The sequence below is a fragment of the Noviherbaspirillum galbum genome, assembly GCF_010974945.1.
Classification (GTDB): domain Bacteria; phylum Pseudomonadota; class Gammaproteobacteria; order Burkholderiales; family Burkholderiaceae_D; genus Noviherbaspirillum; species Noviherbaspirillum galbum.
On the sequence record NZ_JAAIVB010000041.1, the window covers coordinates 21493 to 47804 of the forward strand.

Below are 26312 nucleotides of genomic sequence, written 5' to 3' on the forward strand. Positions count from 1 at the left end.
GCTTCCCGAGGACTACTCGGCCTGGCGCGGCAGGCGCACGGTGAAGGTCGTGCCTTCTTCTTCCGTCGACGTCACGTCGATGGTGCCGTGGTGCGCAATCACGATCTCCCTGACGATGTACAGTCCCAGTCCCATGTTCTTCCTGTTGCCGGCATGCTCAGGACCGCGCCGCAAGGGATCGAAGATGTGCGGCTGCACCGCCTGCGGGATGATGGTTCCGCCGTTATGCACGATCAGTACGGCTTCCCCATCCCTTGCCAGGGTGCTGACGGTGACCGTCGTGCCGTCGCCATACTGGATGGCGTTGCCGATGAGGTTCTGGTAGATCTGTCCGATGCGCGCGCCATCCCATCTTCCGCGGACATCGCCCTCCAGCACGGCATGAATCACCGCGCCCGGATTGGAGACGCGGAATTCCTCGATGATCTGTTCCGCGATGACGGCGAGGTCGACTTCGGTGCGGTGGACGGGAATGCCGAGGCCGCTGCGGCTGCGCACGAAGTCGAGCAGGTTGTCGATGATTTCCTGCATGCGCTCGGCGCTGTTGAACATGCGCGAGCCGAGCTGGATCAGCTTGCTGTCCGAATTTTCGGAGCGCATCAGGTAGGTGGCGCCCAGGCTGATGGCGGAAAGCGGCGTGCGCAGGTCGTGGCCGATGATGCCGAGGAAGACGTCCTGCGCCTGGTGCTGCCCCTCGGAATAGCGCGACACCGATTCCGCCAGCGCGCGGTCGATCGCTTCGTTGAAGCGGGTCATGTCCTCGACCTCGAACCAGGTCGCCGTCTTCTCGCGGCGCGACCAGAGGTCCAGGACGCTTACCCTGAGCGCACGGTATTCCGCGAGCAGCTGGTCGACGGAAAACCCGGATACCGCACGGGTGTCGGCGTGGATTTCCGCGGGAGTGTTGCCGCTCGCGTCCCGGCTGCGCGCAAAGTCCGGGTTGGCGAGTTCCATGGCGACTTCCTCCAGGATTTCCCGCGCGTGGTCGCGCAGTTCGTGCACATCCATGGAGCGGTGGGGCGGCTGGATCTTGCGGGCGAAATCTTCCCAGCCCTGCAGGATGTGCTCCATATTGTTCAAGATAAATTCCGACAGCCTCATTGATCCCTTTCTGCGATCGGCTTGCGCTATCTCTAGGAAAATTCAACATTCCCGCCGCAAGCTTCGGAGTCGGACTGTAATTTTTTTAGACATGGAAGTCTGTACGAAAATATACAGACAATGAGAATTGTCCGATGGTCAACATCGGTGTTGAGGAGCCATCATGACCGGCGTACCAGTCACGGCGGCGGCATGTTCAAACCTGATCCTGTCGCAATTGCCGGAATCCGAATACCAGGTGCTCAAGCCCGCGCTTGAGTATTTCCCCACTCCTTCCAAGACCGTGCTCGTCCGGCGCGACGAGGAAATCAGGCACGTGTATTTTCCGCTGTCGGGCTGCCACTCGGTGCTCGCGGTCATGCAGAACGGCGCCGCGGTCGAGGTCGGCACGATCGGCAACGAAGGCATGTCCACGGTGGACGTGCTTACCGGCAGCACGGTGGCCACGGAGACCACCGTTTGCCAGATTCCCGGCAACAGCCTGCGGATGCCGGCTGAGCATTTCAGGCGGGCGATGGATGGCGACGGAGCATTGCGCAACCTCTCGTTCCGTTTCTTCCGCGCCTACCTGAGCCATGTTTCCCAATCGGTCGCCTGCAATCGCCTGCACACCACGGAGGAACGGTTCGCACGCTGGATCCTTGCCAGCCACGACAGGGTGGAAGGCAATGAATTCCAGCTGACGCAGGAATACCTCGCCGACATGCTGGGCGTGCACCGGCCGAGCGTGACCTTGATCGCAAGGCGGTTCCAGCAAGCCGGCATGCTCGACTACCATCGCGGCATCGTCACCATCCTGGACCGCAAGGGGCTGGAGGAAGCGGCATGCGAATGCTACGCGCAGGTGAGGAAGCAATTCGCGCGCGCCCTCGGCAAGCCGATGGGCTAGGCACCCGTCAGGCGTAGTAGTGGTATTCCATGCCGTTCTGTATGGAGCCGATGACCTGCGCCTGGTTTTCGGGGCTCTCGCTGAAGCTTGCCAGCACTTCGGCCGCCGTCTGCCTGACCGGCACGCCGTTGTCCACGATGTTCACCCAGAAGTCGGTTTCGAATTGCTGCGGCGTGCGATGCAGGACGTTCTGGTACAGCAGGTTCACGAGCGCCACGGTGGAAGGATTGCTTCCGTACAAGGACTTGAACTCAGCGGAAGAAACGAAGTTCTGCGAGATCTGGTTCAGCGGCGTGCCGTCATCCATGGCCTTCAGCTGCCAGCCCAGGCCGTCGCTGTCCGGCTTGCGGTTGAATGCGGCCTGGTAAAGCCGATATACCTTGCCGCCGTTGCCATCGATGTCCAAGGCAAGCGCGGTATCGGTGAAAACGAGGCGCTCGACGCCGGACAGCGTGTCGCCGCCGTCGCCGCCGGTTTTCGATACGGTGTAGCCATCCGCGGTCTTTTCCAGCACGAAGTCGGCTTTCTTCCCGCCGTAGCTGATCAGGTCGACGCCGTCGCCGCCGCTGAAGCGCTGGAACGCCGCCGTGCCATTGAATTTGTCGTTGCCGGCGGTGCCGTCGACCGCCGTTCCGAGCGCGATCGTCATGTCGATGAATTTCAGTTTTTCGACGCTCGACAGCGTCGCGCTCGCCTGGCTGCCCGCCTTGTCTTTTACCAGGTAACCGCTGCCCGACGGCGTGACGCTGAACTGCGTCCGGCTGCCGGCCAGGAGCAGCGTGTCGCTTCCCGAGCCGCCGTCCACCCTGCCGCCGCCCCGGGACAGCGTGATGGTGTCGTCGAAGCCGCCGCCGACGACATTGATGGCTTCCGTCTGCAGATGCAGGTCTAGCGTCACGCCCGCGCCGGCATTGCTCAGGTCCACCGCCTGCACGTTGACGAGCTGGTCGTCGCTCATGGCGTTCAGGATGGTCGAGGTCTGCGTGACGCGCAGGGTATTGGTGCCCGTGCCGCCATCGATCACCAGGCCGGCCACCACGCCCAGGATGACATCATCTCCGGCGCCGCCGGCAAGTTTCCCGCCGCCGGCGCTGGGCGTCATGATGTCGTTGAACGCGCTGCCGTTCACGGCGATGGCTTCAGACTGCAGATGCAGGTCGAGAATCACGCCCGCCGCGGCGCCGGCGAGGTCGATCACCGCGATGTTGACGAGCTGCGCATCGGCGGCGGCATTGAGGTCGGCCGACGTGGCGGAGAGCGCGAGGGTGTTCTTTCCCCCGCCGCCGTCCAGCCAGTCGGCGCCGCTGAAGTCGACGATGGTGTCATCGCCGGCGCCGCCGGTAACGGTGTCGTTTCCCGCGCCCCCCGCGAGCCGGTCGCCAAGGTCATTGCCAACAATGACGTCATTGCCGGCGCCGCCGATGGCGCCGGTGAAGGTGGAACCGAAGGCGATGGAAATGTTGTCGTGCGCCGCCGTTCCGTCGGCGTTGACGCCGACGGAGCTGAACGTGCCGGGCGTGAGCGAAATCGTGACGGGCTTGCACTGGTTGCCGGCATCGAGCGTGGCGCCTGGCGCCGTCGAGAACAGCGTCCTGGACTCGGGAGCCGTGCTGCCGACGGTGAAGCTCTGGGTTGGAGACGCGGCAGCCGCATTGACGCCATACAGGTACTGGATGCTGGCGATGTCGTACAAGCCCGGCGTGGAATGCCATGCCGTCCTCAATGGGTCGTTGACATACGACATGTCGGTGAACTTGCGGTTGTCGAGCGCCAGCGGCATGAACGGGGCTTCGCCGACGCCCGAGCTGCCGTTGTAGTTGCCGGGATGCTTGAGGCCCAGGCTGTGCCCGATCTCGTGGATCAGCGCCTCATAGGTGTACATTCCGCCGACGTAGTTGGCGTCGGAGCGCGCCACTTCCATCAGGATCTTGTTCGACGTGTAGGCGCCCGATGGCGCGGAAGAAAAGAAGGTGATGCCTTCCGCGGTGCCCTGCAGGTCGGCGCAGCCGAGCCTGAGCTGGCTCGACGACGAATCGGCGACTTCCGTGAAGCTGAGGTTGGCCAGCGCCGCATAGCTCGCGAGGATGGTGCGCACCGCGTCCTTCTGCGCGGCGGTCATGATGGCGAAGCCGCCATAGCCGTTGACCGTGCTCGTGAGGAAGCTGTACGTCAGCTTGACCGGGGTGCCGAGCGGCGAACCGGCGTTCCATCGCGCCCCGTCGAGCAGGCTGGCGATGGCCGTGTCCGTGCCGACCTTGTCTTCGGTGATGGTGTAGGTGCCCGTCGATGACGAACCTGCGACGGCCAGGTAATAGCTGCCGGTGCTGGTCGCGGTGAATCCGATCTGGGGATCGGCCAGCGTGCCTGCCTTTGTCGTGTAGACCGGCAGGTTGTCGCAGCTCTCCAGTTGCAGGAGGTTGGCGTCGAAGAGCGTGAGCTTGGGATCGGCCAGCGTTCCGCCAGAAGAGGTCGATCCCTTCACCCCGAATATGTAAGTCGTGCCGGCCACGAGATCGACCTTGTAGTAGTCGCTGGCCGCGGACTTGATTTCGCCGGTTTGCGCGGATTGCGCCGTCAATGCCTTGTAGCTGATCGTTGCCGGATTCAGCACCTGCTCGGAGAGCGTGAAGTTGCCGCTGTCGTAGCCCTTTCCCTTGACTTCGACGTAGTAGGTGGCTCCCTGGGTGACCCTGCCTCCGGAAAGCGTGAGGGCCGAGCCGGTGGAACCGGTGGCGACCACCTTGCCTGCCGCGTCGAGCAGGTTGACGTCGTAGGTGGAGTAGGTATTCGCATTGGGCGGCGTGAAGTCCAGCTCCAGCGAGCCGGACGACGTCGTGGCGAACTTGTAGAAGCGGCTTCCCCAGCCATAGTTGAGCTGGCCCGAGATGGACTGGCCGGCAACGATGGTATCGGCGGCGGCCTGGGTGGTGTTCTTGCCGGATTCGTACAGGGTCGTGGTGCCGGTGACCATCGACGCCGTAAGGTCGTAGGTGCCCGTCAGTCCATCCTTGGAGGCGTAGACATAAACCTTGTAGGTGCCCGCGCCCGACAGCACGGCATTGACGGTCTTGCCGAAGCCATAGCCCACGTTTTCGCCGGCAACAAGCTTGTTGTTGGCATCGTAGATCGAGACGCTGTAGCTCCAGGCATTCGCCGTGGAATTCGCCGTGCCGAAATCCAGCTTCAGGATGCCGCCGGCCGAGGCGATGAACTGGTACCGGTCCACGTCGCTGATCGTGGCCGCCACGCCGCGTACCGTGTCCCCGAGTTTCAGGGTGTTGGGCGTGGTGTTGTTCGGCTCCTGCTCGAAGACGAGGGACATGGCTTCTTGATAAAAATTGTCAAGAGGAAATAGTTACACCCTGTCATGGCCTTGTCAATTGAAGCAGGAGTGGGATGTTGTTCGAACGGGAACGGCAGCGGAGCGGCCTTGCGCCGCTCCGCTGCCGGAGGTGGAGAGCAGGTGATGAGCCGGCTTAGAACAGGTTGACGTTGTTGCTGCCGTTCTGGCTGGGCGCGACGTTGGACGTGATGCCGGAAGCGAAGGCGACGTTGTTGCCGTTGTTGACCAGCGTGTTCTGGGACTGGCCGAGCTGCTGGGCGACGTTCAGGTTCATGTCGTTCTTCGTCAGGCCGAAGCTGGGTCCGCCGTAGGGCAGGCCGTAGGATGAGCCGCAGCCGGTGTAGACGGGGACGGAGCAGGACGACGGAGACATTCCGCAGCCGCCGGATACGGCAACCATGTCCTTGGTGGCGAGGTCGGAGGAAGTGGCGATGTCTTTGATGAGCAGAGCGGTCATGATGGGTTCCTTGGCAATGATCGAGTGAGCGTATGTGGTTGAAGGTCTGGCGATGCTGTCTTACAGGATGTGGATGTTGTTGCTGCCGTTCTGGGTCGGGTTGACGTTGGACGTAATGCCGGACGCGAACGCGACGTTGTTGCCGTTGTTGACCAGCGTGTTCTGCTGCTGGCCGAGCGACTGCGAGGCGGCGATGTTCGCATCGCTCACGGACACCGAGAACTGCGGGCCGAACCAGGCCGGCATGTTGTAGTAGCCGGTACCGCCGCGAACCTTGCCCATGGCGCGGGCGTCGAGGGTTGCAGTGGAGGACAGGTCGGTGACGGTCAGTGCTTTCATGGTGGATCTCCTTGGTTGGTTGGGTTGGTGAGCAATTCTGTTGCGCACGTCTACCCTATTGCAGGCGCCGTGCCAGCCCGCGCATGATGCAGGTCGATTTTCCCAAGTCATTGAAATGACTGAGGAATTTTTGAAAGAACCAGGGAGGCGTGGACGATCAGTCAATGGCGCGCGGCACGGCGGTGTCGGGTGTCGCCGGACGGAAGGAGTGAAATGTGTCTGTCGTTTGCAGACAGTTGCGGTTTGCTTCGAGTTGGAGTGCGCCGGCATCGAGGAAGCGATGCCGGCCTGTCATGCCGGGCGCGCTTCCCAGTCCGGCCTGAGCAGGCCGTAAAGCGCGGCGTCCGTCGTTTCCCCCTTGTTGCGCCAGCGGTCGCGCAACAAGCCCTCGCGCACGAAGCCGAGCTTCTCCAGCAACCTTGCCGAACCGGCATTGCGCGGATCGATCTCCGCTTCGAGGCGGTGCAGCGGCAGGTCCTGGAAGATCCGGTCGACGAAGGCATGGATGGCTTCGTACATCAGGCCGCTTCCCCAATGGGCGCGGGCCAGCGCATAGCCCAGCTCGGCGCGCGCGCTCGCTTCCACCAGCTTGAACAAAAGACAGGTGCCGATGGGCGTGCCATCCGGCAGGGTAATGACGAACTGGAAGGTGTCGCCGTTCTTCTGATAGGCCAGCACCCGGTCATGCCACGCTTCGGCATCGGCAAGGCTTTGCCAGCTTGCGTAAGGGAGGAAGCGGGTGACGGCATCATCGCCGTTGACCGCCATGAGTCCGGGCAGGTCCGACTTGTCGATGGGTCGGATGCGCAGGCGCGGCGTTTCGATGTGCGGGGAGAATTTCAAGGCAGGCCAGTCAGGTCATGAAAACGGAAACGCCATGGCCGGGGCGGGCCCGGCCATGGCATCATGGGTTGTGCGCAATCTTCAGCAGCCTGCGGCGCATTTACCGTCGGCGTCGAACTCCATCGTCTTGCCGGACAGCGGAACGTGCGCCGCCACCTTGACGGCCTTGAGGAAGGTTTCCGTCTTGCTGCCCGGCCGGACCTTGCCGTTCACCGTGCCGACCTCGTTGGCATGCGAAGCGATCACGGAGACCGGCTTTACGAGATCATTGATCACGTATGCGGCTTCGTTCGGTCCCGTCGTGAAGCCGTCGCCGATGTTCATCACCGCGAGCTTGGGCTTGTAGTGGTTGCGAACGACTAGCTCGTGATCGGCCATGATGCCGGTGTCGCCCGACAGGTAGGCCACCAGGCCATTGCTGAAGCCAAGCACGTAACCCGTCGCCAGGCCGACGTCGCCCGCGATGCCAGCCTCCTTCATGGCCTTGCCGAAGTCGCCGCCGATGTAGTCCGGGTCGAGGCCGTTGCTGTGCAGGGCCGGCACGGTCGCGATGCGAACGCCACCCATGGTGACATTGCCGCCGAAGCGCACCAGCACCGAGTTGGCGGGATCGCCGCCGTTCGCCTTGAGCTTCGACGCAAAGAACGGCGGCATTTCGCTGCCGGTGACGATCTTCGATTTCTTGGCCAGCGCGATGTTGACCGCGCTGGAATTGGGCATCGCCGACACCGACATGTCAGGCGATCCGCAGCTTCCCGCGTTGAGGGCCTTCTGGTGCGCGTTTCCGAGGTGGTCGCCATGCATGTGGCTGACCAGGATGACGTCGATCTTCCCAAGGCGTGGATCGTTCGCGCCGGCGACGGTGCGGCCCGGATCGTAGAGGATGCGCGTTCCGTTCGGATCTTCGAAGATGAGCGCCCGGTCCTGCGCGCAGAACTCCCCGTCGATGCCGCCGAGCGGCGTCACCTTCACGGTAGGGGAGGCGTTCTGGGATTGGGCGAAGACGGGAAGACACGCCAGGCTTCCGGCAACGGACAAGGCAGCGAGCAGGACCGAACGATTCATTGCACCCCCTAGGGTTTTAAGGTTTTCAGGTTTTCAAGTTGTGAAGCGGGCATTCAATCTACCACCGGCCGGCGATGCGCGTTTCCCGCGCCCGGCAACGATGATTACTTTGGCAGGACCTCGATCGTGATTTCCTTGCTCGCGATGTAGTAAGGAACATGATTGTGGTCCGCGAACAGGAGGCGCAAGGTATGGCGTCCGGCGGGCAGGTCGAGCACGGCTTCGGTTTCTCCCTTGCCGAAATGCTTGTACCGCTGCTTCTGGTATTCGTCGGGCTTGTCGAAGGGGATGGGTTGCTTGATGTCGGCCGGCAGCGGAAGGTCGATCAGGATGTGATGATGGCCGGTGCCGTCGATCTTGCCCGCCTTGACGGGCGAGACGCCCATGCCGGTGACGGAGAACGCCACGCGGAACGGCGACTTTACCCGGTCGCCATCCTTGATGTTGACGAAGTATGCCGCCTTTTCCGCCACCGGGAACGGCCTGGTCCGGTCAAAGGCGCTGAGGCTGCTGATGACCGACTCGGTGTTGATCGTGGCGGAAGACGCCGAGCCGAAGCCAGGCGACTGATCGTTCGCGCCGGCGCCATGCCAGGCAAAGGAAGCGATGACCGCGATGGCGGCGCATGATCGTTGAAGTTTGGTATGCACGGACTCCCCCTGTTTTTCCTGGGGGAATTATAATTTGTCTTGGACAAACTGGTTGCCGAAGTTTTGAGTTATTGAGAAAAATCAATCCTGCAAGCCTGGCCCCGGCCAAGGCTGGCGCACTTTCCGATTCATCCCGGATCGATTTCCTTTTTCATGCCTTGCACCTTGAGCCGGACATTCTCGTAGGTCAGCTCGGCGTTGACCTCCTGAAGCTTCGCGAGGACCTCCTGCATCATGGCCAGCTCGGTCTTGAGGAAGCCGTTCTTTTCCCGTTCCCATTCCAGCACGTCCGAATCGGCATCGCTTGCGCCCCGCGCCCGGACCTGCACCTGCCTGTTCGACTTGATGTCTTCCGCGATCTTCGGATAGCGGTTGTGAATCAAGGACGCGCTCACCCCGGCTTCCCGCGCCACGGCCGCGATCGTCAACTTGCTGGCGCCGGTAAGCGCCTTCCCTTCCTGGATGCGATGCATGGCCAGGCGCAGATCCCTGGCCCGGGCTTCTGGAGTCTTACGCTGATTCGCCACGTCCCTCTCCTTGTCAGTGCAAACAAGAGCAAACGCTAACTAGCAACGATCGATGTCACTGCGCTCCGAGGCGCCAAGCCCTGCCATCCCGGCAAGGCCTGGCGCCGACGGCAACCGCCGTCCGGCCTCAGGAGCGTTTTTTCTGGCGCCTGCTGATCGCGATGCCAAGCATGCCGAGTCCCAGCAAGCCCAGCGGCACCGGCTCAGGCACGCGCACCGGGGGAGGGTTGCCATACAGCCAGACGCTGCTGCTATACCCTTGCACGTGCACCGCGCCGACGTAATTGCCGCCGCCTCCATTGTCGGGCACGGATAGCGAGTTGAACGAATTGGCCGTCAAGCCGTTGCCGGTGAACTTGTATACGGACGTGGCGCCCGCGGCCAGCTGGCCGGGGTTCGACGTGGCGAAGCCGAAGTACACGTCGAACATGCCGCCGGTGCCGTCCGCCTTGTAGGCGTTCGAGCTGTCGGTTGCGGTCAATGCCTGGACGCCGGAGACGAAGGTTTCGGTCAGCTGGTTGAAGTTGACGCCGGCCACGTTGAAGTACCAGTCATTGACGTAGGCGCCTGACAGGATATTGTTCATGACCGACATGGTCAGCGTGACTTCGTTGGCGCCCGTGTCCTGGAAGGTGGCGGTCGCATAGACGGCGTTCGGGTCCGCGGGCTGGCTGGGCGGCGTGCCCGAGAAAGCGCCGGCGTTGTCGAAGTTGATCGTGAAGGTGGCTGCCTGGCTGAGAACGGGAATGCTGGCCAGAAGGAGGGCCCCGGTGAGGCCTTTCAGGGTGCGCGATACTTGTCCAAACCGCCGCCCTGCTTGGAGATGAGTCGTCATTGTTAGCTCCAGTGTGTTCGGGTTTATGGGAAGAGTCCCGACCGAACATTTGCAAGAGCCGTTCCTAATGTTTAATTTTAGACAAAACAAGCACTTAAAACCGGGTTGTTCCAACTCGAATAGAAATTGTTAGTTTCATCGACGGGACGCCGTTTTTTTGCCATTAAATGATGTGTGTCAGCAATAAAAGTCGTTACTAATTAGTTACTTAGGAAGATTTCCCCAAGTTCGGGCAAAAACGCGTAAAGAAAATCGACAGCGCCTCCCGCGCCAAGCCAAAACGCATCCGCAACCCGGGATGCACTATCATGGCGCTGGACCAACCTCGACCTTCAATCCGCCAGAAAAGGGGACAAGCATGCTTGGCAAGGCACTCCACGCGATCACCAGGTTTCCCGGCGCCTGCGCCGCGCTTTGCCTCGCAGCCGCGCTGGCTGGCTGCGGAACGGCATCGACGACGTCATCGATGCCATCCAGGTCATCCGCCGCTTCGAGCGCCGCGGCGAAGGAACTCGCGCCATCCGGAAAGCTGCGCGCGGCAATCAATTTCGGCAATCCGATCCTGGCGACGAAGGATGCGGCCACAGGGGAAGCGCGCGGCGTTTCCGTGGACCTCGCGCGCGAACTCGCGCGGCGCCTCGGGGTTCCGCTGGAGCTGGTCACCTACCCGGCCGCGGGGAAAGTGGTGGAGGGCGTCAAGGCGAACGAATGGGACGTGGCTTTCGTCGCGATCGATCCCCGGCGCGGCGCCGACATGGACCAGACCACTCCCTACGTCATCATCGAAGGCGCCTACATGGTGCCGGACGCCTCGCCGATCAAGGAGAACGCCGACGTCGACCGGCAGGGCGTGCGCATCGTGGTCGGCGCCGGCAGCGCATACGACCTGTTCCTGTCCCGCGAAATCAGGAAGGCCATGCTGGTCCGCGCGCCGACGTCGCCTACGGTGGTGGACACGATGGTGCGGGATGCCATGGAAGTGGCGGCGGGCGTCAGGCAGCAGCTGGAAGCAGACCAGAAACGCTTCCCTGGCCTGCGGATGCTGCCGGGGCGCTTCATGGTCATCAACCAGGCGATGGCCACGCCGAAGGGACGCCCTGAAGGCAGTCGTTACCTGAACGAATTCATCGAAGAGATGAAGGCCTCCGGGTTCGTCGGCAGTGCCCTGAGCAGGCATCATGTCGACGGCGCCGCGGTCGCGCCGCCGGCAGGCCGGTAGGGAGACTCAAGAAGCCGGCGCCGGGGTGGACGCCGGCGATGCCTGCGCCGCCAGTTCCTGGTTGCCCAGCGCCTCGTTGATTTCCGTGATCAGGTCGCTCCTTACCTTGAGCCAGGCATCGAGCTCGCCGGTCCAGATCCGGAGTTCGAACTCGAAGGCATCGACGCCTCGCCGGATGAACAGCACCTCGGGCGGCGGCGTTTCCAGCACCTCTTTGTTCCAGCGCGAAACATCCAGCAGGGTCGTCTTGAGCCGTGCCACGTTGATGTCCGGCCTGGTGAACACGGGCACGGCGATCTGGCGCAGCTGGCTCGACAGGGTCCAGTTCGTCAGCTTGTCGGAAATGAGTTTGCCGTTCGGAATGATCACGCCCGCGCCGCTCGTGCTGTGGATGACGGTCGCCCGGATGCCGATGTGCTGGACCCGCCCGACGATGTCGTCGATCTGTATGGTGTCGCCCACCTTGACGGGACGCTCGAACAGCACGATGAGGCCGGAGACGAAATTGTTGACGATGTTCTGCAGGCCGAAGCCGATGCCGACCGTGAGCGCGCCCGCGACGATGGTGAACTTCGTCATGTCCACGCCGATCGCCGTCAGGGCGAGCACCAGGCCCGACAGCAGGATGACGTAGTGAACGGTGGTCGATACCGCGTAGGGCAGCCCCCGGTCGAGGCGCACGCGCGAAAAGATTTCCTCTTCCAGGAAGAAGCGCGACAGCCTCGACAGCATCCATGTGGTCCAGAGGATGAGCACGAACATGCCCACGTCGCTGACCGTCGCGCTCAGGCTGCCGAGGCGGTAGGTGGTTGACCAGAACGACTGGAGCGCGGCGACCAGGCGCTGGCGCAGTCCAGCGCCCTCGAGGGTGAGGCCCAGCCAGAAAGCGAGGGCGGCCCACTGCACCCAGCGGTTGGTGCGCGCCGCGATCTGCGCGCGGTGGCGGCGCACGCCAGCCAGGAAGGAGAGCGGCGGCAGGTACAGCATTCCGTGCAGCATGCCCTCTCCGGCGCGCGCGATCACGTAGAGCACGACCGCGAGATAGGCGCTGCCGATCAGCGCGCGCATCACCAGGTCCGCCAGCCGCGCGTAGCCGGCCACATCGCACGCAAGCGCGGTCACCGCCAGCCCGCCGGCAATCCACCTGCCATAGCCGACCATCCGCCACGCGAGGGCATTGGGCGTTGGCTCGGCAGGCGTCTCGTCGTCCGTAACGCCAATCCCACCAATGCCAGCGCGGACGCGACGGACACGGCGATGAATCACCGCAACGAAGACCAGCATGGCAAGCGCCTCGCACAGGAGAATCAGGCGATGCACGCCGGGCAGGGGCGCGAACAGCGCCCGCAGCCGGTCCACGAGAAAGAATCCCACCACCGCGAACAGCACCTGGTAGATGCGCCGCTCCACCACGCGCCGCGCGAACACCAGCATGGGCGCGGCCGCGATGACCCCGATCATCAGCGTCAGCGACCTGGGCGCGCGGGGATAGAACCAGGAACTGAGCAGCATCGCGAGCAGCACCGCCGCGACGGCGGGCATGTCGAACAGCGCCTTGTTGCCCTTGAGGTCATCGTCATCCTCCGCAAGCTTCCCGATGCGGCCGCGAACCACGAGGAAGAGCAGGTAGAGGCTGGCGAGCGTGGCGGCGTGCAGCGCCACGTCCCGGTCGTGCGAGCGTACGTAGCTTTCCAGGTTGTTCGCCTGGTTCAGGATGTTTTCGCGCGCTTCCGCGGAAAAGTCCCGCAGGGGATCGATCCAGAAAGCCTGGCTCCACATCGGGGCGCTGTCGCGGTACAGCAGGCGCGTGGCGGCGCGTTCGCTGGCATCCTGCAGGATGCGCCTCAGGTCCCCGATCTGCGTCCCGAGGTCGGTCACCTTGCCGAGCAAAGCAAGCACCTTGGCGCGGTCGTCGAGCACGCTCTTGCCGGCCCGGTCGATCGACTTGAGCAGGTCACGCACGCGCTCCAGCACGTCCTGCGGCGCGGCTTCATCCGCTGCGGCCTTGGCGGTGGCGTCCCACACGGCCTTTTGCCCATCCAGTTCCTTCAAGTCGCGATCGACCTGCACGGCAGCGCGGGTCAGCTCCTTGCGCAGGGGGGAAATGCGCAATTCCGCATCCCGCAGCTCGTCTTCCACGCTGCGAATGCTTTCGAGCGAATAGGTTGAAAGACGCTGGCGACGAACCTCCCTTATCCGCAAGGCAATCTCGCGTTCCAGCGGCGGCAGGTCTTCGCTTGCGGTCTGGATGGCATCGTCGACCCGCCCCCGGTTTTCCAGCTGGCGGATGGCGATCAGGGCAGCCTCCGCCTTGACCGCGATGTCGGAGACCGGCACGGGCTGGGGTGCCGCCGTCGCGGGCGGGGCCGGCGCGGATGGCGCGTTTGCCGCAGGCAACGATGGCTTTGGGGGCGTTTGCGGGAATCCGGTTGTCTGGAAACCGAACAGGATCAGGACGATCAGCGGCCACATGAAGATGCTGGCCTTGCTCCGCAGCCCTTTGCTTGCACGTTGGAAAAGACGTTTTCCAGGTATCAATGTTTCTCCATCAAAAATCTTCGCAGGCCCGAGGTGCGCGAGTTGCGCAGTCCTCATGGCGGAAAGCGGACACGTGCCCGCTTAGACGAGGGCGGCTTGCCGGAAATTCACGAAAAAGAAGAATCGCGGCAACGAAGCTTATGGAACACCGGGGAGCCGGCGAGTTGCTACAATGACCTTCCGACACAGCCCATCAAGGACGAGGCGATGGCCAAGAAAGAAAAGCTCGACCCCGAAACCGCCGCATTGATCGAGTGGTGCACCCAGGTGGAAGGTTTCCTCGTGGCCGGCGGCGCGACCTTGCCGCAGGCACAGGAACACATCGAAGAGAATGTCGAGTGGTTCACCGACATGTTCTACGATGGATTGACTCCCGAAGAGGCCGCGAAGGCCGCGTTGAAGTGAGGCAGCCATGAATGCAGCCAGCACTGGCATTGCGAATGCAGGCGACATCGTCGGCCTGGGCGCGCTCGAACTCTCGCATGTGATCCGGAGCCGCAGCGTCTCCTGCCGGGAAGTGATGCAGGCTTATCTCGATCACATCGATGCCATCAATCCTAGGGTCAATGCCATCGTGTCCCGCCAGGACCCGGAACACCTGCTGCGGCAGGCGGACGAGCGCGACAGGCAACTGGCCGGTGGCCTCTGCCTGGGATGGATGCATGGCATGCCGCAGGCGCCCAAGGACCTGGCCGCCACCGCCGGCCTGCCCACCACCCTCGGGTTCCCGGGGCTGAAGCAGAACGTGCCGGCCGTCGATGCCATCGTCGTGGAACGGGCGCGCCGCGCCGGCGCCATCTTCATCGGCAAGACCAACACGCCCGAATTCGGTCTCGGTTCGCATACCTACAATTCGGTATTCGGCACGACACTCAATGCCTACGATCAGTCGAGGACGGCCGGCGGAAGCAGCGGCGGCGCGGCCGTGGCGCTGGCGCTGCGCCTGCTTCCCGTGGCCGATGGCAGCGACATGATGGGTTCCCTGCGCAATCCGGCGGGATACAACAATGTCTTTGGCATGCGCCCCTCCTTTGGCCGCGTGCCCGCCGGGCCGGGAGACGAAGTCTTCAGCCAGCAGCTTTCCACCGAAGGACCGATGGCGCGCTCGGTTGCCGACCTGGCGATGCTGCTCTCCACCCAGGCGGGATACGACGAACGCGCGCCGCTGTCGATCAACACCGATCCTGCGGTTTTCGCGGGTTCGCTGGAGCGCAGCTTCCAGGGCGCCCGCATCGGCTGGCTGGGCGACTTCAATGGCTACCTGCCGACCGAACCGGGCATCATGTCCTTGTGCCGCGATGCGCTCAGGCATGTCGAAACGCTGGGCATGTCGGTGGAGGAAGCGACGCCCGATTATCCGATGGAGCGCTTGTGGAAGACCTGGCTGACCTTGCGCGGATTCCTCGTGGCGGGCAAGACCCGCGCGCTATATGCCAACGCGGAGATGCGCGCGCAAATGAAGCCGGAGGCGGTCTGGGAAGTCGAGCAAGGCCTTGCGCTGAGCGGCGCGGACGTGTACCAGGCATCCGTCGATCGCAGCCTCTGGTATGAGGCGCTGCTCAAGCTGTTCCGGCATCATGACTTCCTCGTTCTGCCTTCGGCCCAGGTTTTTCCCTTCGAGGCATCGCTCGACTGGCCGAAGCACATCAACGGCAAGGCCATGGATACTTATCACCGCTGGATGGAGATCGTCATTCCCGGCACGCTGGCCGGACTGCCGGTGATCAATGTCCCGGCCGGGTTCAATGCGGATGGCCTGCCGATGGGCCTGCAGATCATCGGCAAGCCGCAAGCCGATCTGTCCGTGCTGCAGCTGGGCCACGCCTATGAGAAAGTGATTCCCTACACGCGGGTCAAGCCGGCCTTGCTGGAGGCAAAACAAGGAAGGGCGCCAGCCTGAGCCGCGCGGGAATCTTCCGGAACGCGCCAGCCGGCGCGCTCGCCAGGATCAGAACATCAGGACGCCCTTCTTGAACAGGGCAATGTCAAGGTAGCTGGAAAGGCGGGTGCGATTCGTTCCCGTCGCGGCGGCCAGGCCGCCCAGTTCGATTTCCGTTGGCTGCGCCAGCGTCTCGTGCAATGCCTGCCGTCCGCCCCGTGCCTGCTGGATGATCCTTACCAGGACCTTGGCGGCGGCATAGCCTTCCAGCGTCAGCGACGACACCGCTTCGTCGCGGTATTTCCGCATCATCTTCAGATGCTCCATCTGGATCATCGAGTTTCCGGCCGCGGGATTGGGAACGACCTGCGAAAAGACGGTCCATTCCACCGCCTTCGCGCCTGCCAGTTCCCGCAAGGTTTCGAGGTTGATCAGCGACGTGCCCGCGACGAAGGTCTGTGCATCGACCTTGCGGAATTCCTTCAGGAAGAGCGCCGTGCCAATGGTGTCGGCAACGACGACGATGAAATCCGGCTTGGCAACGGCCAGCTTGCGCGCTTCGACGGCGGCATTGGAACCGTCGGCCGCCAGCCGCACGCTCGCGCGGATCATTCCCTTGTGTTCGGCGATCACCCCGTTCAGCGCCCGCATCGAATCGGCGGAGGCCGGCGTGTCCTGCATGACCAGGCCGACGCCGCTGGCGCCAAGCCTGGAGAAATGCGCGAAGACATGGCTCAACTCCTGGCGGAAGGTGGGGCGCCAGAACAGGGCGCGGGTGCCGGCAGGATAGTCGTTCGCGGCGAGCGGCGCGAACAGCATATGTCCGCTGCGCTTGAACGCCGCCGATTCGAGCACGGCCCTGAGGGTGTCGTCACCCACGCCGCCGACCAGGAAATCCGCCTGGTCGCGTTCGATCAGGCTGCCGACCGCCTTGGCCGACCGTTCGGCATCGCCATGGTCGTCTTGCACGATGTACTGGATGCGCTTGCCATTGATGCCGCCGGCGGCATTGACGGCATCGAAGCAGGTCTTAATGCCGGCGACATAGTCGCGGCCGAGCGCCGCGTTCGGGCCGGAGAGGTCGATAGCTTGCCCGATGGTGATGACGTTTCCCGCGCCTTGCGCTTGTTGCGGCAGGAAGGGCAGAGAGGCCAGGCAGGCGAGCAGCAGGGTGGAAGCAAGGCGAGGAATCATTGTCGATGGCCGGGCGCGCAAAGCCGCCATTGTGCGAAAGGAATGTGACAGGCGGATGAAACCCTCGTGTGCCTTGCTGCGCATCGGCGTGTTCAAAAGGGATTCCCATATATATGGGTTGCCATGTCCCTCCTTTTCGGGTCTACTCTCGCCTGTTTTTCAAAACGGGTTGCGAACGCGGGAGTGCGCGCCGTGCTTTTCGCCTGCCATAGGTCTCTTGGTTACCCCAGCCGCCTAAGTTAATCCAGCGCCGACGCCAAGCAAAGGATGGATGTCAATGAACCGTGCAAGTCAATGGATCGCCTCGATCGCCCTCATGCTGATGATTGCCTCGGCGTTTGCCGCAAAGGATCCGAGCGATACCGAGGGCACCGCGGAGCACCCGCAGGTCGCCCGCTTCCCCAACTTCTTCATCGACAACAGCAAGTACAACGATTACAACGAAGTCGGCTTCAACCTGAAGAACGGGGAGCAGGTCAAGGGAGGTAAATACTGGTTTGTCGATTACATCCTGAAGGAAGGCGCGCGCCAGCCCAGCACCGTCGAGCTGGTCCGGAACTATGAAAATGCCTTCAAGAAGGCGGGCGGAGGCCTGGTCTACCGCGAATCGCCGGAAGACGTGGTGTATCGCATGCCCCTGGGCGGAAGCGGCGAGCGCTGGATGAAGCTCCACGTCGATAACGACGGCTACCGATACCAGATCGAGGTGATCGACACCGGCAGCATGGAGCAGAAGGTCGAGTTTTCCGCCGATCAGATGAGCGATGCCATCAAGAAGAACGGCTTCGTCGCGCTCAATGGCATCATGTTCGATACCGGACGCGCGACGATCAAGCCGGAATCCGAGCCGCTGCTCAAGGAAGTCGCGGCCCTGCTCAAGAAGGAGCAGTCGCTGAAGCTGTCCATCGAAGGCCATACCGACAACGTCGGCGACAAGAAAGCCAACCTCGACCTGTCGAAGAAGCGCGCGGAAAGCGTGATCGCCTACGTGACGAAGGCCGGCATCGATCCGCGCCGCCTGAAGGCGGACGGAAAAGGGGACACGGCGCCGGTGGCGGACAATCGCACCGAGGAAGGCCGGGCAAAGAACCGGCGCGTGGAACTGGTCAGGTTCTGACCGGCGGGATTCGGCGCGTACTCGCCTCAGGTACCGAGGGCGAGCGCGCCGAGTACGATGACCAGGCAGGAAACCAGCCTGCCTGCGCCCAGCCTTTCATGCAGGAAGACCTTGCCCAGCAAGGCCGCGAACAGCACGCTGGTTTCGCGCAACGCTGACAGCGCCCCCATCGCGCCGTGCTGCATCGCCCAGATGACGATGCCGTAGGCGCCGGCGGACACCAGCCCGCCCATTCCATAGGTTGCCGCCTCCCTTGCCGGCAACCGCATAGACTTCATTCCGTTCCGGAAGACATGCAGGGCGGGAGTCAGAAGAAACAGCAGGAACAGCCAGGCGGTGTAGGACGCCGCCGCCATTGTCGCTGTCGTTGCCGTTCCCCCGGACAGCCTCACGCCCATGCCGTCGACCACCGTGTAGCACGCGATGGTCGCACCCGTCAGGAAGGCATTGCCGAGGCCGCGCCGCGTGACCTGGCCCCGTTGCAATGCCAGGCCGACGATCCCGGCGGACACCAGGATCACGCCCAGCGCATGGATAGCCGTGAGGCTTTCGCCCGCAAGGAAGAATGCCCCGAGCGCGACCAGCATCGGCGAGGAGCCGCGCGCGATGGGGTAGGCCATCCCCAGGTCGCCGGTCTCGTAGGCGCGGACGAGGAAGAGGTTGTATGCCACATGGATGATGCCGGACAGAAGAATGTAAGGCCATGAAGCCGCTGCGGGAAGCGGCAGGAGGCAGCACGCGACGGCAGCGAGCGTTCCCATCGACAGGCAGATCCACGCCATCGACAGGGACCGGTCCTTGCTCCCATGAAGCATGGTGTTCCATCCCGCATGCATGAATGCGGCGACAAGGACGAGTGCACCAACGGAGGAGAACATGGCGATGGAAGGAAGCGGCTAGGGGGCAAGGCTGGAATTATAACGAGCGGGCGCCGGCATCGAGCCAAGGGGGCGGAAACGCCAGGCTCAGCCCGGCTCATCAAGCAACCCCATCGCGACAATGGACACGCGCCCGGCGTGCGGTCAACCGATCCGCATGCCGCGCGCGGCGATGCACAAGGTTCCGGGTAGTGTCGCCGCGGCAGCCAGGGTTGGCAGTGGGGCCTTCATCGTGTCTCCTATCCCTTATAAGTGATTTCCAGATTCAAGGCATCTTCCGACATTTTCCGGCGGGGATGAAGGCGGGGGTTAATGGAAATCAACCCTCCGTTATTCTTTGTCCAGAAGTGCTTCGCGATGGTTCACCATGTCGGATGGCCCGCAATCTGGTCGTTCCCGGTGAAGGACATGGGCCAGGGGAGAAGATCGTGAAAGATGATCGGCTGCTGGAGATGCGGGTGTTCAGGACGGTGGTGGAAGCCGGCGGTTTCACCGCGGCGGCGAACGTGCTGGGCGCGAGCCAGCCCTTCATCAGCCAGGTCGTCACCAGCCTGGAGCAGCGCCTCGGCGTCACCTTGCTTCACCGCTCCACCCGCATGCATCGGCTGACCAGCGAAGGCGAACGTTACCTCGTGCTGTGCAGGGAGGTGCTCGACGGGCTCGAGGCGGCGGAGGCGCAGATCCGGTCCAGCGAACCGGCCGGCGACCTGCGTATCAGCGTGCCACACGCCTTCGGCATGGACCAGATCGTGCCGGTGCTGCCCGGCTTCTGCGCGGCATACCCCAAGCTCAGGGTGCACGTCTCGCTGTCCGATTCCAACGTCAATCTCATCGAGGATAACTTCGACGTCGCAATCCGCATGGGCCGGCTGCAGGACTCCACCTTGCGCAGCCGCAAGATATGCGACCTGCAGCGGGTCGTGGTGGCGGCGCCGTCCTATCTCGACGCGCATGGACGGCCGGTGACGCCGCAGGGACTGGCGCGGCATCGGTGCCTGCTCTGGGAGCCGCCGCGGGATCATCTCAACCACTGGCCCTTCCTGGTCAACGGCAAGGTGGAGAAGCTGCATGTCCAGGGCGGCCTCCACAGCACCGACGGCACCACCTTGTTCCAGCTCTGCGTTGCCGGCATGGGGATCATGCGCCTCGCGGAACACCTGGCCGTTCCCGCGATCCGGCGCGGGCAGCTGGTGCGCCTGCTGCCCGAGTACGAGGCCAAGGACGACACCGCCATCCATGCTGTCTATCTCCCCGAGCGCCAGCTCGTGCCGCGCGTGCGCGCCTTCGTCGATCATGTCGTGGAGGCGTTCCGCGAACCGCCTTGGATGAAGGCGAACCGCCCATCGTAGGGCGCCATGACTCCCCCTTCTTCAATCTTTGTTGATCCGACAACATCGTTATGGCAGCATGTCCCCTCTGAAGAGTTCGATTCGCGAAGGGCGGGCACCAATGAAAACCAAAGGCATCAGAACCGCTTCCGGGCGAGCCATGGTGATGGCCGCGGCTTGCCTCGTCATGATGCATGCCACCGATGCAGCCGCCTGCGATGATGAAATCAACCCGGATGCACGGGTGGTCTTCAACGGTTTCGGTGGCGACCCCTTCAATACCCGCAAGCAGGCATCCGCGCTGCGTTCGGAAAACGTCGGGCATCTCGTCCCCGCGCTGGTTCACGGCGACACGGAAGCATCGGAACGGCGCGGCACCCCGGTCGTCACGACACAGGCAATTTTTGCCACCCTGAAGTTCCATGTCGCCGCGATCAATCGAACCACCGGTTGCGAATATTGGCGATATTCCCCCTTCGGTGCCGACGCCGATCCGATCAGGAATGGTTTCCGCTCGATCTATCTGCTCAGCGAAGGGAATGGCAATCCGGCGATCCTCTATGCGGGGGACAGGAATGGCTACGTTCACGCGATCGATACCAGGTCGGGGAAACTCATTTGGAAAAGGTTTCTTGGAACGGACCAGGACAACCACATGATTACCGGCACGGCGATCGCAGGCGGCGGCAGGCTGTTCGTTCCGGTGTCGACCATCGAAGTGGCGCGCACGGTGTTCGTTGACGACATCTGTTGCCGAAGTCACGGACTGGTCCAGGCTGTTCATCCCTATACCGGCGACGCCATCTGGACTTTCCATGTGACCGAAGACGCGAAGCCGCAACCCGGCAATCCGAACCGGCTCGGCCCCAATGGCGGCAGCGTCTGGGGCTCGCCGGCACTCGACGCCGAGAGCAAGACCCTGTTCGTCGGGACCGGACAAAATCTCACGCAACCGGCCACCGCAACATCCGACGCCCTGATCGCGCTCGATACTGAAACGGGCAAGATCAAATGGTCTTTCCAGACGACGGCCAACGATGCGTGGAACATCAGTTGCCAGTTGCCGGCACTCTGGGGCAAGGAAGCCAAATGCGACCGGCCGGAGGGCGGCGATTTTGACATCGGCGCCGCACCGCTGCTTACCGCGCTGCCGGGTAATAAGCCGGTCGTCGTCGCCGGTGCCAAGAGTGGCGTCGTGTATGTGCTCGACCGGACGACTGGGGCGCTGGTCTGGAGCAGGCGTCTCGGTGCCGGCGGCAACCTGGGCGGTATTCATTGGGGGATGGCCAGCGACGGCGAAAGGATCTACGTCGGCGTCAGTGATCTGAACGTGCAGAAGCAGACGATATTCGACCGGCCGGGCAAGCCCGCAAAACAGGTCGTTTCAAAGAACGGGCGGCCGGGTGTCTATGCACTAGACCTGCGCGATGGGAGCGTCGCATGGGAAGCGCATCCGACGCGGGACCATGAAGGAAAGCCGGTGCCGGCAATTTTCTCAGCCGCCTTGTCTGTCACCAATGACGTGCTGTTTGCCGGCGCGCTCAACGGCATGCTGTATGCATTCAACACGAAGGACGGCACGATGCTCTGGTCCAGCGATGCATCCACCAGTCCGGCCCGGCTTGCGCCTGCCCGGCCAGGCGTTCAGGGCGGCACGATCGATGGCGCGGGGCCGATCGTGGCCGGCAACGACTTGTTCGTCAACTCGGGATACAGCACCTTCGGCGGAGCCAATCGATTCCATGCCGGACCAGGAAATGCCTTGATCGTCTACAAGCTGCCCGGTCAATGACACTCTATCGATCATGGACCTTTCTCGCCTTGTTGCTCATCTAGGCTGGACGGCAAGGGCTCGCTCAATCGGCCGGCGAAACGGTATGGGTGCCTATGAAGGATGCCGGCTGGCTTGGCGAACGTGTCATTCGTCTCGAAACGACACTCTACAAGCCGGAAGGAACAGGGCCGTTTCCCGTCATGATCTTCAACCACGGCTCCAGCAACGGGCCAATTCCTTCATCCTACATCGAGAAGGCTGCCGCTTTAGGTAACCGTGGCAAGATCCATCACCTTGACCCAAACCAAGTTCTGAAGATCGAACAGAATGAAGACCTGTCAAAGCGAGGTAATGATGTCCATCTCCCCCATTCGGAGACAAAGTCGTAATGGTCATACCCAATCTCTTCCAGGCAAACTTCAATTCATTTCCGATAGGGAACTGCCTGTTGGCACCTACTGCGGAATTAACGATTCTTGCAGTAAATGATGTGTTCTTGAAAGGCTGCTCTCGCCGACGGGAGGACCTGGTTGGAGCCAGTCTTTTCACCGCGTTTGCCGGCAATCCGGATGACGCACAAGATACGGGTGAAGCTGCGTTGCGTGAATCGATAGCGCGTGCCATGGAAACAGGCCAACCCGACAAGATGAGCGTTCAACGCTATCCCATCCTTGTCGAGCAGGCCGGTGGTGAAGTGCGATATGAAGAGCGTTTCTGGAGCGCGACCAATACGCCCGTCCTGGGAGAAGACGGCAAGGTATTGTTCATCTCGCACAGCACGACCGACGTGACGGAATTGGTCAGGTCCGAGGCGGTCGCCAGGGAAAGCGAAATACGCTTTCGCGCGCTCATCGATGCCACGTCCGAGGTCATCTACCGCATGAGCCCGGACTGGAAGTATATGCATCAGCTCGATGGACGCGGCTTTCTAAAGACGACGACCAGGCTGGATGAATACCGGATCGAGGACTACGTGCATCCGGAAGATCTGGATCTGGCTCGTAACAAGATTGATGAGGCAATCCGCAAGAAGGCAGTTTTCGCGTTGGAGCACCGCGTGCTGCGTGCGGACGGAAGCTTTGGCTGGACCTACTCGAGGGCAGTGCCGATCCTGAACGAAAAGGGCGAAATTCGCGAATGGGTTGGAATGGCCGGCGACATTACCGACCGTAAGGAAGTGGAAGAGCAACTCAAGGAAGCGAGCAAGCGCAAGGACGAATTCCTGGCAATGCTGGCGCATGAACTGAGAAATCCACTGGCACCGATTGGCGCTGCCGCTGAACTGCTGCAAATGGTCAAGCTCGACGAGGCGAGCGTTCGCCAGACCAGTCAAATCATCGGTCGCCAGGTCGAGCATATCACCGGGTTGGTCAACGATTTGCTCGACGTGTCGCGCGTCACCCGAGGCAGGGTTGAACTGGATCTTGCGCCGCTGAACATCAGTCATGTTCTGACCGATGCAGTCGAGCAGGTCAGTCCGCTCGTCGGCGCCAGAAGACACCGGCTGATGCTCGATCTGTCACCGGACGTCGTGCTGGTGTCCGGCGACAAGAAACGTCTGGTCCAGGTCGTTGCCAACCTGCTGACCAACGCCGTCAAGTACACGCCCGAGGGCGGAAACATTCTGCTGAAGACAGCCTTGGATAATGATCAGGTGCGCGTCGAAGTCACTGACAACGGTATCGGCATGGACCCTGGCCTGGTACAGCGCGCCTTTGACCTGTTTAGCCAGGCCGAGCGTACCTCCGACCGGTCGTCGGGCGGCCTGGGACTCGGGCTGGCTCTGGTCAAGAACCTGGTTGAACTGCATGGCGGATCAGCCCGCTGTTCCAGCCAGGGAATTGGAAAGGGCAGCACCTTTACCGTTATCCTGCCACGCCTGGATGATCAGCCAGATCATGCAGGCCGCCTGCATGGCGAGCAAATACTTGAACCAGGCAATCGTCCGTTGCGGATTCTCGTGGTGGACGATAATGTCGATGCGGCGGTGATGCTCACGATGCTGCTTGAGGCGGCCGGTCATGAGGTATCGGTCGAACACGGCGCCTACCAGGCACTGGAACGTGCCAAAGCCGACAGGCCTGACGTCTGCCTGATCGATATCGGCCTGCCCGACCTGGATGGAAACCAAGTGGCCAGACACCTGCGCAGTTTGCCTGAAAACGCTGGCACCATTCTCGTCGCCGTGACGGGCTACGGGCAGGAAAGCGATCGGGAAAGCGCCCTGGCTGCCGGCTTCGACCACCATCTCGTCAAGCCGGTCAACACCCGCCAGCTCGCCGCAATACTCAACAAGATCGCCAACACGTAACCGCTTCTTCCAGGTCTTCCCATGTCGCTCGCTTCTAAAGGGCGGCCAGAAGATTCTTCGGGAAGCTTATTCAGGCCAGAAATGCAAAAAGCCCGCCGAAGCGAGCTTTCATTCCTACACTGCCAAACCAGCCGCAGCCATCAGGCACTCATGCTATCTGCAAGATGTCCCTAACGAAGCGAAACCTCAACAACCCATGCTATCTGCGTGGTGTCATTTCAGGCTTCTAAGGCCGCGCCGCGTGGCAGCAGAAAACGAAACTGGTCAGATGGGGCGGATGTTGCTGGCCTTCTCGCCTTTCGGACCCGTGGCGCGCTCGAAGGACACGCGCTGGTTTTCCGACAGGCTCTTGAAGCCAGTGCCCTGGATGTCCTGGAAGTGTGCGAACAAGTCGCCGCCGCCATTGTCAGGGGTGATGAAGCCGAATCCCTTGGAATCGTTGAACCATTTAACCGTACCGGTTTGCATACTCATGTGACGTCCTCTTGAAAAATGAGGGACAGCGCTAGAAGCGCGCCCGAAGCGCACCCGAAATCAAGGAGATGTAACCGAAGGAATTCAAACGGAAGTGCTCGGCGGGCGAGCAATACAGGAAGGAGGCCAACAATAACTACGGCTTGATGCAAGTGCAGTGCTGCGCATCGTACAGGCAAAGCGCCGAATCACCTAGCGTTTTCTCGACTTATCTTTCGCCAACTTTTCATATGCCCAACGTCGCTGGCCCAAGTTGCATGCGACGTGGAAAGTGCAGCAGCGAAGTGACAGGCATGTCCGGGCATGCCTGTGCCCATGGGTCTAGCGCAGCGCCGAGTATGCCGTCGGCGTCAGGATCTGATTCTCGATGCGTTCCACGATGGCGGCCTGCGCTTCGGTCTCGGTGCGTTTGGCAATCCATTCGGGATCGCTCGCGAAGGCATTCCACTTCTCTTCGCGCTCCGCCAGGCTTTCCCACTGCAGCATGTAGGTCAGCGCATGATTGCTTTGACCGACGAGCGTGGTCCAGAAACCGACCTGACGGATGCCGTATTTCTCCCAGAATTTCAGCGTGATGCTTTCGAAGCGGGCGTTGAGCGCGGGCAGGCGGCCGGGCGCGCAGTGATAGGTGCGCAATTCATAGATCATGTTTCAATCCTCAGATAGGCTTCGGTTGCGTTTCATGTTCGGCGGAAAGAGCGACCCGAGCATGATATCCCAATGCAGCAATCAGCACCGGCGCGTCGCCAGGCATGGCCATCCAGCTTCCTCTTCGGCTTCATCTTGCCGCCTTGCCGTGTCAAGCGGGTTTGGTACACTGGCTAGGCTAGCCTCAAAGGAGCTACCCCATGTCCGCATCCCGTTTCCGCCGCATGTTCGCATTGATGAGCCTGGTTTCTGTCGCGCCCGTCGTCCTGGCAATCTCGCTGTCTGATTTGTCCAATCAGGAAGCATCCAGCGGCCTGAAGGCCGCGCTGGAAAAGGGGGCTTCCGCAGCCGTGTCGAAGCTTGGAACGCCCGGAGGTTTCCTGGACAACGACAGGGTCAAGATCCAGTTGCCCGGCGTGCTGGAACAGGCCCGGCCTTTGCTGCAAATGACTGGACGTGGCCAGCAGCTTGACGAGCTGGTGGTGTCGATGAACCGCGCCGCTGAATCCGCGGTGCCGATGGCCAAGCCGCTGCTGGTCGACGCGGTCAAATCGATGTCGGTGAGCGACGCCAAGAATATCCTGACCGGCGGCGACACCTCCGTCACGAATTTTTTCCGTGAGAAAACATCGGCCGCGCTGGCCGTGAAGTTTCTGCCCATCGTCAAGGGCATTACCGACCGCTCCGGCCTTGCTGCGAAATACAACGGCGTGATGAGCCAGGCGTCGAAGATGAACCTCGTCTCCGACGACCAATCGACTGTCGAGAAGTACGTCACGCAGCGCGCACTGGATGGTTTGTACCTGATGATCGCGGACGAAGAGAAGGCGATCCGGGCCGACCCGGTGGGCACGGGCAGCAAGATCATCGAGAAAGTGTTTGGAAGCATGAAATGACCTTCCC

General features: G+C 62.2%; 24 protein-coding genes. 10 read left to right on the forward strand and 14 right to left on the reverse strand.

Annotation, left to right across the window (positions count from 1 at the left end; genetic code table 11):
• Positions 1 to 12 precede the first annotated feature (12 nt).
• A complete protein-coding gene (locus G3574_RS12675; RefSeq protein WP_268958883.1) occupies positions 13 to 1101 on the reverse strand; it encodes a sensor histidine kinase in 1089 nt (362 codons plus the stop codon).
• A gap of 163 nt (positions 1102 to 1264) precedes the next feature.
• Between G3574_RS12675 and G3574_RS12680 the strand changes: the two genes are divergently transcribed.
• On the forward strand, positions 1265 to 1990 hold the full coding sequence (locus G3574_RS12680; protein WP_163963651.1) for a Crp/Fnr family transcriptional regulator: 726 nt from the start codon (positions 1265 to 1267) through the stop codon (positions 1988 to 1990).
• Positions 1991 to 1997: 7 nt separating this feature from the next.
• Here the strand turns inward: G3574_RS12680 and G3574_RS12685 are convergent, their stop codons facing one another.
• The 8 genes from G3574_RS12685 to G3574_RS12720 form a co-directional block, all read right to left on the reverse strand.
• A complete protein-coding gene (locus G3574_RS12685; protein ID WP_163963653.1) occupies positions 1998 to 5312 on the reverse strand; it encodes a DUF4214 domain-containing protein in 3315 nt (1104 codons plus the stop codon).
• 154 nt (positions 5313 to 5466) lie between these two features.
• Positions 5467 to 5790: a hypothetical protein gene (locus G3574_RS12690; protein ID WP_163963655.1), complete on the reverse strand. Its 324-nt coding sequence runs from the start codon at positions 5788 to 5790 to the stop codon at positions 5467 to 5469.
• Between the two features lie 60 nt (positions 5791 to 5850).
• A complete protein-coding gene (locus G3574_RS12695; RefSeq protein WP_163963657.1) occupies positions 5851 to 6129 on the reverse strand; it encodes a hypothetical protein in 279 nt (92 codons plus the stop codon).
• Between the two features lie 291 nt (positions 6130 to 6420).
• Positions 6421 to 6972: a GNAT family N-acetyltransferase gene (locus tag G3574_RS12700; RefSeq protein WP_235953369.1), complete on the reverse strand. Its 552-nt coding sequence runs from the start codon at positions 6970 to 6972 to the stop codon at positions 6421 to 6423.
• 81 nt (positions 6973 to 7053) lie between these two features.
• Positions 7054 to 8037, reverse strand: a complete 984-nt coding sequence (locus G3574_RS12705; RefSeq protein WP_163963659.1) for an MBL fold metallo-hydrolase — start codon at positions 8035 to 8037, stop codon at positions 7054 to 7056.
• A 104-nt stretch (positions 8038 to 8141) separates the two neighbouring features.
• Positions 8142 to 8687 (reverse strand): DUF4399 domain-containing protein, encoded by a 546-nt coding sequence (locus tag G3574_RS28800; RefSeq protein ID WP_163963661.1) that lies wholly within the window; start codon positions 8685 to 8687, stop codon positions 8142 to 8144.
• A gap of 128 nt (positions 8688 to 8815) precedes the next feature.
• The gene (locus tag G3574_RS12715; protein WP_163963663.1) at positions 8816 to 9214 is read right to left on the reverse strand and encodes a TetR family transcriptional regulator; all 399 of its coding nucleotides are present in this window, start codon (positions 9212 to 9214) and stop codon (positions 8816 to 8818) included.
• A gap of 127 nt (positions 9215 to 9341) precedes the next feature.
• Positions 9342 to 10049: a PEP-CTERM sorting domain-containing protein gene (locus tag G3574_RS12720; RefSeq protein WP_205609773.1), complete on the reverse strand. Its 708-nt coding sequence runs from the start codon at positions 10047 to 10049 to the stop codon at positions 9342 to 9344.
• Positions 10050 to 10407: 358 nt separating this feature from the next.
• Between G3574_RS12720 and G3574_RS12725 the strand changes: the two genes are divergently transcribed.
• Complete coding sequence (locus tag G3574_RS12725; RefSeq protein WP_407941668.1) at positions 10408 to 11268, forward strand: ABC transporter substrate-binding protein; 861 nt, start codon at positions 10408 to 10410, stop codon at positions 11266 to 11268.
• 6 nt (positions 11269 to 11274) lie between these two features.
• On the opposite strand, the gene G3574_RS12730 is transcribed toward G3574_RS12725, so the two are convergent.
• On the reverse strand, positions 11275 to 13740 hold the full coding sequence (locus tag G3574_RS12730) for a mechanosensitive ion channel family protein (protein WP_163963665.1): 2466 nt from the start codon (positions 13738 to 13740) through the stop codon (positions 11275 to 11277).
• Positions 13741 to 14013: 273 nt separating this feature from the next.
• On the opposite strand from G3574_RS12730, the gene G3574_RS12735 reads away from it, so the two are divergent.
• Together G3574_RS12735 and G3574_RS12740 are read left to right on the forward strand one after the other, a co-directional pair.
• Positions 14014 to 14211 (forward strand): hypothetical protein, encoded by a 198-nt coding sequence (locus G3574_RS12735; protein ID WP_163963667.1) that lies wholly within the window; start codon positions 14014 to 14016, stop codon positions 14209 to 14211.
• Between the two features lie 7 nt (positions 14212 to 14218).
• Entirely contained in the window at positions 14219 to 15706 is a 1488-nt protein-coding gene (locus tag G3574_RS12740; protein ID WP_163963669.1) for an amidase, read from the forward strand.
• A gap of 48 nt (positions 15707 to 15754) precedes the next feature.
• Here the strand turns inward: G3574_RS12740 and G3574_RS12745 are convergent, their stop codons facing one another.
• Positions 15755 to 16879, reverse strand: a complete 1125-nt coding sequence (locus G3574_RS12745; RefSeq protein WP_163963671.1) for an ABC transporter substrate-binding protein — start codon at positions 16877 to 16879, stop codon at positions 15755 to 15757.
• 277 nt (positions 16880 to 17156) lie between these two features.
• Between G3574_RS12745 and G3574_RS12750 the strand changes: the two genes are divergently transcribed.
• Positions 17157 to 17996, forward strand: coding sequence for an OmpA family protein (locus G3574_RS12750; RefSeq protein ID WP_163963673.1), 840 nt, complete (start codon positions 17157 to 17159; stop codon positions 17994 to 17996).
• Between the two features lie 26 nt (positions 17997 to 18022).
• Here G3574_RS12750 and G3574_RS12755 read toward each other — a convergent pair whose 3' ends face one another.
• Positions 18023 to 18874, reverse strand: a complete 852-nt coding sequence (locus tag G3574_RS12755; protein ID WP_163963675.1) for an EamA family transporter — start codon at positions 18872 to 18874, stop codon at positions 18023 to 18025.
• A gap of 428 nt (positions 18875 to 19302) precedes the next feature.
• On the opposite strand from G3574_RS12755, the gene G3574_RS12760 reads away from it, so the two are divergent.
• The 4 genes from G3574_RS12760 (at position 19303) to G3574_RS12775 (ending at position 24287) form a co-directional block, all read left to right on the forward strand.
• Positions 19303 to 20223, forward strand: coding sequence for a LysR family transcriptional regulator (locus tag G3574_RS12760; protein ID WP_163963677.1), 921 nt, complete (start codon positions 19303 to 19305; stop codon positions 20221 to 20223).
• 100 nt (positions 20224 to 20323) lie between these two features.
• Entirely contained in the window at positions 20324 to 21994 is a 1671-nt protein-coding gene (locus G3574_RS12765; RefSeq protein WP_163963680.1) for an outer membrane protein assembly factor BamB family protein, read from the forward strand.
• A gap of 95 nt (positions 21995 to 22089) precedes the next feature.
• A complete protein-coding gene (locus tag G3574_RS12770) occupies positions 22090 to 22365 on the forward strand; it encodes a hypothetical protein (protein WP_163963682.1) in 276 nt (91 codons plus the stop codon).
• Positions 22365 to 24287, forward strand: a complete 1923-nt coding sequence (locus tag G3574_RS12775) for a PAS domain-containing hybrid sensor histidine kinase/response regulator (RefSeq protein ID WP_163963684.1) — start codon at positions 22365 to 22367, stop codon at positions 24285 to 24287. Before G3574_RS12770 ends, G3574_RS12775 begins: the two co-directional genes overlap by 1 nt.
• 264 nt (positions 24288 to 24551) lie before the next feature.
• Here the strand turns inward: G3574_RS12775 and G3574_RS12780 are convergent, their stop codons facing one another.
• Both G3574_RS12780 and G3574_RS12785 read right to left on the reverse strand, forming a co-directional pair.
• Complete coding sequence (locus G3574_RS12780; protein WP_163963686.1) at positions 24552 to 24761, reverse strand: cold-shock protein; 210 nt, start codon at positions 24759 to 24761, stop codon at positions 24552 to 24554.
• A 321-nt stretch (positions 24762 to 25082) separates the two neighbouring features.
• On the reverse strand, positions 25083 to 25409 hold the full coding sequence (locus G3574_RS12785; protein WP_163963688.1) for an NIPSNAP family protein: 327 nt from the start codon (positions 25407 to 25409) through the stop codon (positions 25083 to 25085).
• A 224-nt stretch (positions 25410 to 25633) separates the two neighbouring features.
• On the opposite strand from G3574_RS12785, the gene G3574_RS12790 reads away from it, so the two are divergent.
• On the forward strand, positions 25634 to 26305 hold the full coding sequence (locus G3574_RS12790; protein ID WP_235953371.1) for a DUF4197 domain-containing protein: 672 nt from the start codon (positions 25634 to 25636) through the stop codon (positions 26303 to 26305).
• The last annotated feature ends 7 nt before the right edge of the window (positions 26306 to 26312 follow it).

Excerpts from the sequence above, each read along its gene's own strand:
- G3574_RS12750 (WP_163963673.1), top strand. The coding sequence starts at position 17,157 with ATGAACCGTGCAAGTCAATGGATCGCCTCGATCGCCCTCATGCTGATG.
- G3574_RS12675 (WP_268958883.1), bottom strand. The coding sequence starts at position 1,101 with ATGAGGCTGTCGGAATTTATCTTGAACAATATGGAGCACATCCTGCAG.
- G3574_RS12770 (WP_163963682.1), top strand. The coding sequence starts at position 22,090 with ATGAAGGATGCCGGCTGGCTTGGCGAACGTGTCATTCGTCTCGAAACG.
- G3574_RS12775 (WP_163963684.1), top strand. The coding sequence starts at position 22,365 with ATGGTCATACCCAATCTCTTCCAGGCAAACTTCAATTCATTTCCGATA.
- G3574_RS12685 (WP_163963653.1), bottom strand. The coding sequence starts at position 5,312 with ATGTCCCTCGTCTTCGAGCAGGAGCCGAACAACACCACGCCCAACACC.
- G3574_RS12695 (WP_163963657.1), bottom strand. The coding sequence starts at position 6,129 with ATGAAAGCACTGACCGTCACCGACCTGTCCTCCACTGCAACCCTCGAC.
- G3574_RS12730 (WP_163963665.1), bottom strand. The coding sequence starts at position 13,740 with ATGTGGCCGCTGATCGTCCTGATCCTGTTCGGTTTCCAGACAACCGGA.
- G3574_RS12725 (WP_407941668.1), top strand. The coding sequence starts at position 10,408 with ATGCTTGGCAAGGCACTCCACGCGATCACCAGGTTTCCCGGCGCCTGC.
- G3574_RS12740 (WP_163963669.1), top strand. The coding sequence starts at position 14,219 with ATGAATGCAGCCAGCACTGGCATTGCGAATGCAGGCGACATCGTCGGC.
- G3574_RS12735 (WP_163963667.1), top strand. The coding sequence starts at position 14,014 with ATGGCCAAGAAAGAAAAGCTCGACCCCGAAACCGCCGCATTGATCGAG.
- G3574_RS12755 (WP_163963675.1), bottom strand. The coding sequence starts at position 18,874 with ATGTTCTCCTCCGTTGGTGCACTCGTCCTTGTCGCCGCATTCATGCAT.
- G3574_RS12790 (WP_235953371.1), top strand. The coding sequence starts at position 25,634 with ATGTTCGCATTGATGAGCCTGGTTTCTGTCGCGCCCGTCGTCCTGGCA.
- G3574_RS12720 (WP_205609773.1), bottom strand. The coding sequence starts at position 10,049 with ATGACGACTCATCTCCAAGCAGGGCGGCGGTTTGGACAAGTATCGCGC.
- G3574_RS12705 (WP_163963659.1), bottom strand. The coding sequence starts at position 8,037 with ATGAATCGTTCGGTCCTGCTCGCTGCCTTGTCCGTTGCCGGAAGCCTG.
- G3574_RS12690 (WP_163963655.1), bottom strand. The coding sequence starts at position 5,790 with ATGACCGCTCTGCTCATCAAAGACATCGCCACTTCCTCCGACCTCGCC.
- G3574_RS12785 (WP_163963688.1), bottom strand. The coding sequence starts at position 25,409 with ATGATCTATGAATTGCGCACCTATCACTGCGCGCCCGGCCGCCTGCCC.
- G3574_RS12765 (WP_163963680.1), top strand. The coding sequence starts at position 20,324 with ATGAAAACCAAAGGCATCAGAACCGCTTCCGGGCGAGCCATGGTGATG.
- G3574_RS12745 (WP_163963671.1), bottom strand. The coding sequence starts at position 16,879 with ATGATTCCTCGCCTTGCTTCCACCCTGCTGCTCGCCTGCCTGGCCTCT.
- G3574_RS12680 (WP_163963651.1), top strand. The coding sequence starts at position 1,265 with ATGACCGGCGTACCAGTCACGGCGGCGGCATGTTCAAACCTGATCCTG.
- G3574_RS12780 (WP_163963686.1), bottom strand. The coding sequence starts at position 24,761 with ATGAGTATGCAAACCGGTACGGTTAAATGGTTCAACGATTCCAAGGGA.